We start from the raw sequence: 12311 nt of genomic DNA, 5'->3' as shown, positions 1-12311 counted from the left end.
ACGGCGACAAGCACCCCATGCGTCACGCCCGCCTCTCGCTTATCGCCCTTTTCGCCGGTTTTCTGCTCGCGGCCCCGCCCGCACAGGCCGATGTGGTGCGGGACGCCGTCAATGACGCCATTGCCGCCTTTTCGGCGGTGCGCGGGCAGCTTCCGGCAGAGATGATGGGCGTCGATGTCGCCGCCTTCGGAAATGCCCTCAGCGCGGGGCGGTTTGCCTCCGGCCATTGGGGCGGCGAGGTCATGGTCGACCTCTACCGCAGCACGAGCGCCGGGGGAGACTGCGCGCGCTTTGCCGCCTATGTGGACCTGCCGCCCCGCGATGGTTCGGTGCGCCTCACTCTCTGCCCGCAGTTTTCCGCGGAAGGCACGCCCGCCCTGCGGCGGCTGACCATCCTGCATGAAATGGTCCATGTTGTGGCCGGACCCGACGAATGCCGGGCCATGGCCTTTGCCGCGCAGATCGAGATCCTTGCCACCGGCACGCAGACGCCGGTCGGGCGCTACTGGCAAGCCAATGGCTGCGACCGCTCGGGGTTCAGCCTGCCTTAGCGCCAGCCGAGACCCGGCGCCACATGCTTCAGAATGCTCTCGATGACATGGGCATTGTAGTCGACGCCCAGCTGATTGGGCACGGTCAGGAGCAGCGTATCGGCCTCGGCAATGGCTTCGTCCTGCCTGAGGTCCTCGATCAGCTTGTCGGGCTCGGCCGTGTAGCCACGGCCAAAGACAGCGCGCTTTTCGGGCTCGATATAGCCGAACTGGTCTTCTTCCGGGCGGCCCGAGCCGAAATACATGCGGTCCTGGTCATTGACGAGCGCAAAGATCGAGCGGCTCACCGAGACGCGCGGCGTCCGCGTATGCCCCGCTTCCTTCCAGGCAGCGCGGTAGGCGCGAATCTGCTCGGCCTGCTGGACATGGAAGGGTTTTCCCGACTCATCAAATTTGAGCGTCGAGGATTGCAGGTTCAGGCCCAGCTGGGCCGCCCATACGGCGGTCGCGTCGCTGGCAGCACCCCACCAGATGCGCTCGAGCAGCCCTTCTGAATAGGGTTCGAGCCGCAGCATGCCGGGCGGATTGGGAAACATGGGGCGTGGATTGGGCTGGGCAAAGCCCTGGCCGGTGATCGCCTTCAGGAAGATTTCGGCATTCAGGCGCGCCATATCGGCATCGCTCTGACCTTCTGCCGGCTGATAGCCGAAATAGCGCCAGCCATCCACGACCTGTTCGGGCGAGCCGCGCGAAATGCCCAATTGCAGGCGCCCCCCGGCAATCAGGTCCGCTGCGCCGGCATCCTCGGCCATGTAGAGCGGGTTCTCGTAGCGCATGTCGATGACCGCGGTGCCCAGCTCGATTGTCTTGGTTTTTGCCCCGGCGGCAGCGAGCAGCGGGAAGGGCGAGGCGAGCTGGCGGGCAAAGTGATGGACGCGGAAATAGGCGCCATCAGCGCCCAGTTCCTCGGCCGCCACGGCCAGGTCGATCGATTGCAGCAGCGCATCGGCAGCGCTGCGGGTCCCCGAATTGGGCGCGGGGCTCCAATGGCCAAAGGACAGGAAACCGATCTTCTTCATGGCGGACCTCGTTACTCTTGTGCCGAGCAATCTATGTGGTTTGCCCGCAAGGAAAAAGCCAGAGCCCGGTAACGGATTGATCTTGATCCTCGAACGGGTGACCCTCGGCCTATGGAAACAAAAACCAGAAGGCCGGCATCGCGGATGCCGGCCTTCTCTATTTGTCCCCTTGAGCGCCTTGCCACTTGCGCACGGCTCAGACGTCCAGGTTGGAAACGTTCAGCGCATTGTCCTGAATAAAATCGCGGCGCGGTTCGACCAGGTCACCCATGAGGGCGGTGAAAATCTGGTCGGCCTCGTCGGTCTGGCCCATTTCAACGCGCAGCAGCGTACGCGCATTGGGGTCAAGCGTGGTTTCCCAGAGCTGCTCGGCATTCATTTCGCCAAGGCCTTTATAGCGCTGCAGCGAGACACCCTTGCGGCCGGCATCGGTGACGGCCTTGAACAGGCTCGCCGGACCATAGATGGGAATCGTCTCGCCCTTGCGGGTCAGCGTCGGCACACCGCCAAACAGCTCGTCGAGCCGCCCGGCCAACTGCCGCAGCTTGCGCGCGTCAGCGCTCTGGAGGAGGGCCCGGTCGATATAATGCGTCTCGGTGACACCGCGCACGGTGCGCGAGAAGGCCAGCGCGTCCTCGTCGTTGACTTCACCAGTCCAGCCGCGTTCCAGCTCGTCGGAAATGCGGTCGAGACGGTTGGCGACGCGCTTGAGTGTTTCGGCGCTCTTTTGCGGATCGGCCATGCCATCGACATCGAGCCCACCCACAATCGCCGCCTGTTCCACAAGGTTGCGGTTGTAACGGGTGTTGAGATTGTTGATGGCATTCACGATGTCGCGCGCCTGCTGCAGGATGGACATGAGGTCCGCCCCGGCATGTTCGGCGCCGTCACGGGTCTTGAACACCGCGTCCTCGAGGCCCCCTTCAAGCAGGTAGTCCTCCAGCGCCCGCTCGTCCTTGAGATAGAGCTCGGAGCGGCCGCGCGTGGCTTTGTAGAGCGGCGGCTGGGCGATGTAGATATGCCCGCGCTCGATCAGTTCGCGCGTCTGCCGATAGAAGAAGGTGAGCAGCAGCGTGCGGATATGGGCGCCGTCGACGTCGGCGTCGGTCATGATGATGATCTTGTGGTATCTGAGCTTGTCCGGGTTGAACTCTTCCCGGCCAATGCCTGTGCCCAGAGCCGTGATCAACGTGCCGACCTGGTCCGACGAGATCATGCGGTCAAAGCGCGCGCGTTCCACATTGAGGATCTTGCCGCGAAGTGGCAGCACCGCCTGGTTGGAGCGGTCGCGGCCCTGCTTGGCGGAGCCGCCGGCCGAGTCACCCTCGACGATGAAGATTTCGCTCTTGGCCGGATCGCGTTCCTGGCAGTCGGCGAGCTTGCCGGGGAGCGAGGAGATTTCCAGGGCCCCCTTGCGGCGCGTCAGCTCGCGCGCCTTGCGCGCCGCCTCGCGGGCGGCAGCGGCTTCCACCACCTTGCCGACAATGGTCTTGGCCTCGTTCGGATGCTCCTCGAACCACTGACCGAGCTTTTCGTTGACGATGTTCTCGACCACCGGACGGACTTCGGACGAGACCAGCTTGTCCTTGGTCTGGGACGAGAATTTGGGGTCCGGCACCTTGACCGAGAGCACGCAGGTGAGGCCCTCGCGGGTGTCATCGCCCGAGAGCTCGACCTTTTCCTTCTTGGCAATGCCCGAAGAGGCCGCGTAGCCCGTCACCTGGCGCGTCAGGGCGCCGCGCAGGCCGGCGAGGTGCGTGCCGCCATCGCGCTGCGGGATGTTGTTGGTAAAGCACAGCACGTTTTCGTGGTAACTGTCGTTCCACTGCAGCGCCACTTCGACGGTGATGCCGTCCTTTTCCGAGCGCATGACGATCGGCGTCTCGATGACCGGCGCCTTGGACTTGTCGAGATACCTCACAAAGGCTTCGAGGCCGCCCTCGTAGTAGAGCTCCACCTCGACCGGTTCGGGATGGCGATGGTCGCGCAGGTGGATGCGGACACCCGAATTCAGAAAGGCCAGTTCGCGCAGGCGGTGTTCGAGCGTCTTGAAGTCGAACTCCACCATAGTGAAGGTATCGGTCGAGGGCAGGAAGGTGATTTCCGAGCCCGAGCGGCCTTCATAGGTGCCGGGCTGCTTGTTCTCGACATAGGTGCCGATCACTTTGAGCGGGGCATCGGCCACGCCATGGGTGAAGCTCATCTCGTGGATCTGGCCGTCGCGGCGGATATTGAGCTTCAGATACACCGAAAGGGCGTTGACCACCGAAACGCCCACGCCATGCAGGCCACCGGACACTTTGTAGGAATTCTGGTCGAATTTGCCGCCGGCATGGAGCTGGGTCATGATGACCTCGGCCGCCGAAACGCCTTCCGAGGCGTGAATACCGGTGGGAATGCCGCGACCATTGTCGTTGACCGAGATCGAACCGTCGGCATTGAGCGTCACCGTCACGAGGTCGGCATGCCCGGCCAGGGCTTCGTCGATGGCATTGTCGACGACTTCATAGACCATGTGATGCAGGCCTGAGCCGTCGTCGGTATCCCCGATATACATGCCCGGGCGCTTGCGCACGGCATCGAGGCCCTTGAGCACCTTGATGCTGTCGGCGCCATATTCACTCGGGGTCGGATTTTCGCTGTCGCTCATGGGGTCCGAATCAGTCGATTTCACGTGGGAATTGTTCTAGCGGAACGGGGCTGGAACCCCAAGGATTTTGCCGGTTTTCGTGGCTTTTGCTGGGCATAAGAACCCCCACCCTTGATCCCTCCCCACAAGGGGGAGGGAGACGATGAACACTGGCGACTGATGCCTGCGCCTCCCTCCCCTTGAGGGGGAGGGATTGAGGGTGGGGTGATCCGCTTACCCCACCGCCAGTCGCCCATCCCGCACGCCGATCCGCTGCGCCCGGTCTTCCAGCGCTTCGAACAGCACCGTATCGGTGCCGGTGAGGAAGCACTGGGTTTCCAGCCCGTCGAGGGCCGCAAAAAGCGCCCGCCGCCGGTCGGGGTCGAGATGGGCGGCAATCTCGTCGAGAAGCAGGAAAGGCACGATGCTGGTTCTGAGGCGCACCAGGCGCGCGTGGGCCAGGATCAGCCCAATGAGCAGCGCCTTCTGTTCCCCGGTCGAACCCAAAGCCGCCGGCATGGATTTCTGGGCATGGAGCACATCGAGGTCGACCCGGTGTGGACCAGATATGGTGCGTCCAGCCGCCCGATCAAGTCCGCGTGCCGCGTGCCAGCGTTGCGCCAGCAGGGATTCGAGCTCGGCCGAGGTGGTCGCGCCCGCCCCATCCTCGAAGAGCGGCGTCAGCGACAGCAGCGCCGCCGGGAAGGAGCCGTCATCCAGACTTTCGGCGATCAGCGCCTGAAGATGCTGGAGACTGTCGGTGCGATTGAGGTGGATCGAGGCACCCAGCTCGGCCATCTGCGCCTCCACGGCCGAAAGCCAGCGCATATCGCCACCCTCTTCGAGCAGCTTGTTGCGCTGCCGCATGGCCTTTTCATAATCGGAGACGGCCGCGGAATGGCTGGGGATGAGCGTCGTCACCAGCCGGTCAAGAAACCGTCGGCGCTCCCCTGCCGGGCCCGAAAACAGGCCATCCATGGCCGGGGTCAGCCAGAGCACGCGCAGGTAGTCGCTCATGGCCTCTATCGAGCGCGCATTGGCGCCATTGATGCGCACCCGCCGCCCGCCATCGGGCTGGGCCCCGGTGCCGATATCGGAGGGGCCGTCCGCGGTCTCGATGGTCGCCGCCACCGCCCAGGGCAGGTCCGACCCCCGCGCCTGCAGCGTGTCAAAGCTCGCGCCCCTCAGCCCCCTGCCGGGCGAGAGCACCGACACGGCTTCGAGCAGATTGGTCTTGCCCGAGCCGTTGGGACCGGTCAGCACCACATGGCGCTCGTCCAGATCGAGAGCGGCCGACGCATAATTGCGAAAGGCGGTGAGGCGGAGGCGGGAGATGTGGCGGATCATTTTTTGCACCCGCGAACGAAAGACCCCCTCACCCGCCGCTTTGCGGCGACCTTTCCTCCCAGGGAGAGGTGGGCGCCTGAGGCTGTCGCGGAGCGACACCTCTCCCTTTGGGGGAGAGGTCGGCCCGTAGGGCCGGGTGAGGGGGCCTTCACTTCACTCGTCAGCAGAAATCACACACGCATCGGCATCAGCACGTAGAGCGCGCTGGATTCGCCTTCTTCCTTCACCAGGGTCGGCGAATTGGCGTCGTTGAACAGGAAAACGGCGCTTTCCGAACGGATCTGGGTGATGATGTCGAGCAGGTACCGGGCGTTGAAGCCGATTTCGAACCCGTCGGTCTCGAAGTCGACAGCCACTTCCTCGCTGGCGGTGCCATGATCGGGATTGGTCACCGAAAGTTCGAGCAGGCCGTCGCGGGCCTGGAGCTTGACGGCCTTGCCGCCGCGGTCGGAGGCAATGGTGGAGACGCGGTCGACGGCGATGGCGAAGCCGGCCTTGTCGACCAGCATCTGCTTGTCGTTGTTCTTGGGGGTCACCCGGTCGTAGTCGGGGAAGGTCCCCTCGATCAGCTTGGAGAGCAGCACGACCGGGCCGACGGTGAAGCGGATCTTGGTGTCGGAAACTTCGACCTTCACATCGCCATCGACGCCATCGAGCAGCTTCTGGACCTCGCCGACGGTCTTCTTCGGCACGATGATGCCGCTCATGCCTTCCGCGCCTGATGGCGCGGCGATTTCGGCGCGGGCCATGCGGTGGCCATCAGTGGCCACGGCGCGGAACAGCGAACCCGACTGCGAGTTTTCGACGGCATGGAAATAGATGCCGTTGAGATAGTAGCGGGTCTCTTCGTTGGAGATGGCAAACTGGGTGCGCTCGATCAGCTCGCGCAGCGAGGCGGCGGCAATGTCGAATTCATGCGCGAAGGCGCCGGATTTCAGATCCGGGAAGCTTTCGGGCGAGAGGCAGGCCAGGTTGAAGCGCGAGCGGCCGGAGGTGAGAACCATGTTCTCGCCGCCATCGGTTTCGAGGCGCACTTCGGCGCCGTCGCTGAGCTTGCGCACGATTTCGTAAAGCGTATGGGCCGGCACGGTGGTCGAGCCCGGCGTCGAAACCATGGCCGGCACGCTCTCGGTCACCTCGATATCGAGGTCGGTCGCGCGCAGTTCGACGCGGTCATCGCTGGCCTTGAACAGCACATTGGCCAGGATCGGATAGGTATTGCGACGCTCGACCACGCGATGCACATGGCTCAGCGACTTGAGCAGATGATTGCGTTCGAGCGTGACTTTCATGGGATCGTCTTCCTGGACCTACGCAGCAGCAAAAACCCGGCACAGCCGGGCTTCGGACGTTTACAGTTTCACAAGGAATTGGCAAGGCCAGCGGACTTCTGGTCGCACCCAAGCTGTGGAATCAGCTTTGAAAATGCACCGTGATGTCGAAGCGCTCGGCAGGACCGGCACCCAGCTCCTCCAGACCCTCGAAGGGGAGGCAGCTGGCAATGGCCCGGACAACCGATTGCATCAGCACCGGATACTGACCGGCCGTCCGCTCGCTCTGCGGTTCAAGGTAGGGATCGCCATCGAGGGTCCCGTCGCCGAAAAAGGCCAGGCCCACAGAAATGGACTTGTCCGCATAGCCGGGGGGCAGGCTCCAGCAGGCGAGCAATTGCTCCTGCACGGAGACGACAATGGCCAGATTTTGCTCGGCCAATTGCGCGGGCGTGAGTTCCTCGATGGCCGTTGTAGCGACCGGGAAGAGCAGCGGAAGAAGAAAGAGTACGAAGCGAACCATGCACAGTCCCTGCCCGGCGGATCGGGTCAGATTAAGGCACCTTTGGGACTACGCACAGGTCCTGTCCTGCTTGTGACCGCGATATCCACGGCGGTGACAGGAGTGCCAATGGGGCGACAGGCACTCACCGCGACTGCTCATCGCCTCCCTCCCCCTTGTGGGGAGGGAATGAGGGTGGGGGCGGTCGATCTGTGCGCCTGAGGCACGGCAGAGCGAGCATCGAGGGTTCGCGCCCTGCGCGTAGCTCTCCGGGCGTAAGGTCCTAAAATCGCTCCACTGGAGCGATTTTGCGCGAAGCGCCGGCCCTTACTCCTCCAGCATGCGCTTCAGGAGTTCGATTTCCTGGCCCAGCTCCATATCGTCCTTGATCATCTGCTCGACCTTGCGGACAGAATGCAGGACCGTGGTGTGGTCACGACCACCGAAGCGACGGCCGATTTCGGGCAGCGAGCGCGATGTCAGCGCCTTGGCCAAGTACATGGCGATCTGGCGAGGGCGCACCACGTCGCGCGAGCGGCGAGCCGAGAGCAGTTCGTTGCGCGGCACCTTGTAGTGTCGGCTGACGATCTTGAGAATGTCCTCGATGCGAACGCGCTTGGCGTCACGGGCGCGGATCAGGTCGGCCAGGGTCTTTTCGGCCAGCGGCACGGTGACCAGCTCGCCGGTCAGCTGGTAGGCAGCGACGAGGCGATTGACGGCGCCATCGAGGTCACGCCCATGGCTGATGACCGAGCGGGCGATGTAATCGACCACGGGCGAGGGGAAATGCAGGCCGAAGCGGGCGCTGGCCTGGTCGGCGCGGCGCTGGACGATGTCGCGGCGCAGGTCCTGGTCGAACGAGGTGATCGGGACCACAAGGCCACCGGACAGGCGCGAGCGCACACGCTCGTCGAGCATTTCGAGATCGCGCGGCGGCGCATCGCCGGCCACCACGACCTGCTTGGCCCCGGTGAGCAGCGCACCCAGCGTGTGGCCGAACTCGGTGGCCGACTTGCCCTGCAGGAACTGCATGTCGTCGATCAGCAGCAGATCGACCCGACGGAGCCATTCCTTGAAGCCGAGCGCGCTCTGGCGCTGCACGGCGGTGATGAAATGGTACATGAAGTGGTCGGCCGTCAGATAGACGATGTTCTTGGACGGGTCGGCCTGGCTCACCGCATGGGCAATGCCATTGAGCAGGTGAGACTTACCAAGGCCTACGGTCGAATGGATATAGACCGGGTTGAAGGTCACGGCATTGTTGATGGCGGCGCTGGCGATCTGTTTGGCAACGCCGAAGGCCATTTCATTGGCACCGCCGGCCACGAAGGTGTCGAAGGTCATGCGTGGGTCGATGGCGCTGCCATTGAGGGCGTCCCCGGACTTGGCATTGTCGCGCACGAGGCGCGGGGTCGCAGGGGTGGCGAGCGGGGCAGGCGCTGCCTGCTGGGCGGCGGGCGCCTCGGGCGCCACTTCAGCCACCGGAGCAAGGCGGGGACGAGCCTGGCCATTGACGCGCATGGTCACCTGAAGGCGCGCGGCCTCGGGAATGTCATTGCGGAAGGCTTCGACGATGCGGTCGGCGTAGTTCGACTGGACCCAGGAGCACAGGAAGCGGGTCGGCGCCGAGAGGTGGACGAGGTCGTCGACGATTTCTTCGAGCTCAAGACGGGCAAACCACGAGGTAAAGACGTCTTCGCCGACAGCGGCCTTGAGGCGCGCACGCACGCGGACCCAGAGATCGCGGTGATCGGGAGAGCTGACGTCGGGAGTGGCCATGACAGGGGTGCCGCCTTTGCTGGAAGTTTGGGAGGAAGGAGAATTGGCATTGGTCCAATCATCCCTTCCCGCGGTCGCCTGTCGCATCATCGTCTCTTGCCCCATGTTTTGCCGCCATCCAGCCCGCAAAGCCGGATAAGCCCCTGATCTGTTTGATGTGTCCTTCCGGGTCCCTGATGGCCCGGTTTATCTGGACACGGCTTCGCCCCTGCCTCCGCTCGCGCGGACACACTTGTTCGTCCCGGCAGCCGCAAGGCCGCCGCTTTCCTATTACCTTTTCACTAGAACCCGACTGCCCCAGCCGATGGTCGAATGAACGTTGCCAACTCACATTGACTGGTTGCCGCAAGGACAACCAAACCCAAATACTTGGCTGAAATCTCCGGCAGAAGTGCCGGAACTGCCCCAAACCCAACCTCCAAACCGGAAGCCGGCTGGTGGTTCGAGAGGGTCATTCCACCCCTCTTTTTCCCCGCCAGCCAGATCACCTTAGAGGCCAGAAATTGGACCAGCAAGCCGTGAATCGATGAAAAAGGGTCTTGACTCGGAAGTGGGTTTTTAGGGACCGCTCGGGCTCCAAAAACAAGGTCCGGCAAGAGCCTGTGACTCCACGCAGATTCGAATGCTTAGCTCGCATCGAGAGGTTAAAATAATATTTCACCTGCTCGTGATCGAGACCTTCGCAACCGCTTTCACGACCTTGTCACAAGGTCTTCAAGCCCCTGGTAAGCCCCGATAAATCCGGGGCTTTCCGTCACCGTCCTTTTTGCCTCCCACTGTCACCGTCACGTCACATGACGACTGTGTGGCGAAAATCCTTACCTGGCTACCATACAACAAAAAGGGCTCCTCACGGAGCCCAGATTGGTGCAGATCGGCAGGGTTTTCGCAGAGGCCTGCCTTGGCCGAAATCAGACGGCCAGAGACTTCACGCGGCTGTTGAGGCGCGAGACCTTGCGCGATGCCAGATTGGCATGGACAATGCCCTTGCCCGCTGCGCGGTGGATCTCGGGCTCGGCAGCCTTGAGCGCGGCGAAGGCGGTGGCGTGATCACCGGCGGTGATCGCTTCCTCGACCTTGCGAATGAAAGTGCGCACGCGGCTACGACGCGACTTGTTGACCGCGGTGCGGGCAGCAATCTTGCGGGTGGCCTTCTTGGCTGACGGCGTATTGGCCATTTGGTCCTCTTGAGCGTCCACCGGACCCACGCTGGCGCTATGCGCCACAGGCATCCGGCATGAAAATGAAATCGGCGGCTTTCGCCAGCCGCCAAGTTGGGCGGTCTATAGGGGATCGGGCGGGGGCCGTCAACTGGATTCAGGACTAAGGTGGCAGTGCCGGGCTCAGTCCTTACCATGCACGCGATGCCGTCCTCGGGCGTGACCCGAGGACCACTCACCACCCGTGCGATCGTCGCTTTAGGCCCTCGGGTCACGCCCGAGGGCGGCCCGGTGCTTGTGGCGACTAATGCGCCTTCTGGCACACGGGACAGTAAAACGTCGAGCGTCCCGATTGCACGATGCGTTTGACCACCCCCTTGCACAGCGGGGTCGGGCAGGGATCGCCCTCGCGGTCATAGACGGCAAAATTGTGCTGAAAGTAACCCGCACCCTCGACGCTGCGGAAATCGCGGATGGTCGAGCCTCCCACTTCGATGGCCGCGGTCAGCACTTCGCGCACCGCATAGGCCAGGTCATCCAGCGCCTTTTTCGGCTTTCCCGCCTTGGTCACCAGCGTCCGCGCCTCCACCGTGGGCAGGATATGGGCGCGGTGCAAAGCCTCGGCCACATAGATATTGCCCAGCCCCGCCACGACCCGCTGATCCAGCAGGGCCGCCTTGATCGGCGCCTTCTTGCCCTCAAAGGCCGATGCCATCTGTTGGGCCGAAAACTCATTGCCCAGTGGCTCCGGCCCCAGCCCCTGAAGATAGGGGCTTTCGCCCACATCGTCATAGAGGTCGACAAAGCCAAAACGCCGCGGGTCGGCATAGATCAGATGGCTCCTGCCGTGCGTGGGATGGGACAGGGCCCAGACCATGTGGTCGTGCTTGGGCTCGGTGCCCGGCTCGTAATAGCGGGGCGGCTTGTCGATACCGTGCTCGGCAAAGCGCCAGGAACCGGTCATGCCCAGATGGCTGAGCAGGGTCTTCCCGTTCGACAATTCAATAAGCAGGTATTTGGCCCGCCGCCCGACATGCGTCACACGCTGTCCTTCCAGCGCCGGTTTGAGGCCAGCGGGAAAGGGAAAGCGCAAATCCTTGCGGTTGAGGGTGACACTTTCGATCGTCGCCCCTTCAAGCCAGGGGGCCAGGCCCCGGCGCACCGTCTCCACCTCGGGCAATTCGGGCATGCAATCTCCTTCACCCTGTGCGGCTTTGTGCCATGGGCATTTTCTGACGCCTTATATATGGTGCGCCAGAATTTTGACGATGGCTAACGAGGCCTCCCATGACCCAGTCCAGCGAAACCACCCATTTCGGCGAACGCACCGTCGCCATGGAAGACAAGCAGGGCCTGGTCAATCAGGTGTTCCATGACGTGGCCGACCGCTACGACCTTATGAACGACCTGATGAGCGTGGGTGTGCACCGCCTCTGGAAGGACGCCATGGTCAACGAACTGGCGCCGCCCAAGGCCGGGAACCGCCCCTATCGGGTGCTCGACATGGCCGGGGGGACCGGGGACATCGGCGAGCGCATCGTCAACGCCTCGCTCGGCTATGCCGAAGTGGTGGTTTCGGACATCAATGCCGACATGCTGCGCGTCGGGGCCGAGCGAGCGAAGTCCTGGCGCTATCCGGGCCAGGCCGAGTTCGTCGAGGCCAATGCCGAAGAGCTGCCTTTCCCCGACAACAGCTTTGACGCCTATACGATTGCCTTCGGCATCCGCAATGTGCCGCGCGTGCAAAAAGCATTGGACGAGGCCCACAGGGTGCTGAAGCGCGGGGGGCGCATCCTCGTTCTCGAATTTTCGCAGGTCGATGTGCCGGGCTTCGACGCGGTCTATCGCGCCTATTCCGATGCGGTCATCCCGCCCATGGGCCGCGTGGTGACCGGCGACGCGCAGCCCTATCAATATTTCATCGAGTCGATCCGCAAATTCCCGGCCCCGCCCGAATTCACCGCCTTGCTGGACAAGGCCGGGTTCAGGCGCACGAAATTCCAGAGTTTTACCGGCAATATCGCGACACTGTTTTCGGGCTGGAAGCTCTAGT

The 12311-nt window shown here is 63.3% G+C and carries 10 protein-coding genes; 2 read left to right on the top strand and 8 right to left on the bottom strand.

From position 1 onward, the window contains the following. Positions 1–17: 17 nt before the first annotated feature. A complete protein-coding gene (locus MQW79_RS13840) occupies positions 18–551 on the top strand; it encodes a hypothetical protein (RefSeq protein ID WP_476585050.1) in 534 nt (177 codons plus the stop codon). On the opposite strand, the gene MQW79_RS13835 is transcribed toward MQW79_RS13840, so the two are convergent. The 8 genes from MQW79_RS13835 to mutM form a co-directional block, all read right to left on the bottom strand. Further along, positions 548–1570 carry an LLM class flavin-dependent oxidoreductase gene (locus tag MQW79_RS13835; RefSeq protein ID WP_476585049.1) on the bottom strand — a complete coding sequence of 341 codons (1023 nt, stop codon included), beginning with the start codon at positions 1568–1570 and terminating at the stop codon, positions 548–550. The two genes, MQW79_RS13840 and MQW79_RS13835, sit on opposite strands and share 4 nt — an antisense overlap. Positions 1571–1766: 196 nt before the next feature. Then, positions 1767–4220 carry a DNA topoisomerase (ATP-hydrolyzing) subunit B gene (gene gyrB / locus MQW79_RS13830; protein ID WP_476585048.1) on the bottom strand — a complete coding sequence of 818 codons (2454 nt, stop codon included), beginning with the start codon at positions 4218–4220 and terminating at the stop codon, positions 1767–1769. Positions 4221–4433: 213 nt separating this feature from the next. Next, positions 4434–5546, bottom strand: a complete 1113-nt coding sequence (gene recF, locus MQW79_RS13825) for a DNA replication/repair protein RecF (RefSeq protein WP_476585047.1) — start codon at positions 5544–5546, stop codon at positions 4434–4436. 170 nt (positions 5547–5716) lie between these two features. Then, positions 5717–6838 carry a DNA polymerase III subunit beta gene (gene dnaN / locus MQW79_RS13820; RefSeq protein WP_476585046.1) on the bottom strand — a complete coding sequence of 374 codons (1122 nt, stop codon included), beginning with the start codon at positions 6836–6838 and terminating at the stop codon, positions 5717–5719. Between the two features lie 121 nt (positions 6839–6959). Further along, complete coding sequence (locus MQW79_RS13815) at positions 6960–7340, bottom strand: hypothetical protein (protein WP_476585045.1); 381 nt, start codon at positions 7338–7340, stop codon at positions 6960–6962. A 306-nt stretch (positions 7341–7646) separates the two neighbouring features. Continuing rightward, the gene (gene dnaA, locus MQW79_RS13810; protein ID WP_476585044.1) at positions 7647–9098 is read right to left on the bottom strand and encodes a chromosomal replication initiator protein DnaA; all 1452 of its coding nucleotides are present in this window, start codon (positions 9096–9098) and stop codon (positions 7647–7649) included. A gap of 911 nt (positions 9099–10009) precedes the next feature. Next, positions 10010–10276, bottom strand: coding sequence for a 30S ribosomal protein S20 (gene rpsT / locus MQW79_RS13805; RefSeq protein ID WP_476585043.1), 267 nt, complete (start codon positions 10274–10276; stop codon positions 10010–10012). 286 nt (positions 10277–10562) lie between these two features. After that, a complete protein-coding gene (gene mutM, locus MQW79_RS13800) occupies positions 10563–11447 on the bottom strand; it encodes a bifunctional DNA-formamidopyrimidine glycosylase/DNA-(apurinic or apyrimidinic site) lyase (RefSeq protein WP_476585042.1) in 885 nt (294 codons plus the stop codon). A 98-nt stretch (positions 11448–11545) separates the two neighbouring features. On the opposite strand from mutM, the gene ubiE reads away from it, so the two are divergent. Next, a complete protein-coding gene (gene ubiE / locus MQW79_RS13795) occupies positions 11546–12310 on the top strand; it encodes a bifunctional demethylmenaquinone methyltransferase/2-methoxy-6-polyprenyl-1,4-benzoquinol methylase UbiE (protein ID WP_476585041.1) in 765 nt (254 codons plus the stop codon). Position 12311 lies beyond the last annotated feature (1 nt).

It is taken from the genome of Devosia sp. Micro-HW1, assembly GCF_056341075.1.
Note: the sequence above shows the minus strand (reverse complement) of the source record. Positions and strands in the feature narration are given on the sequence as shown.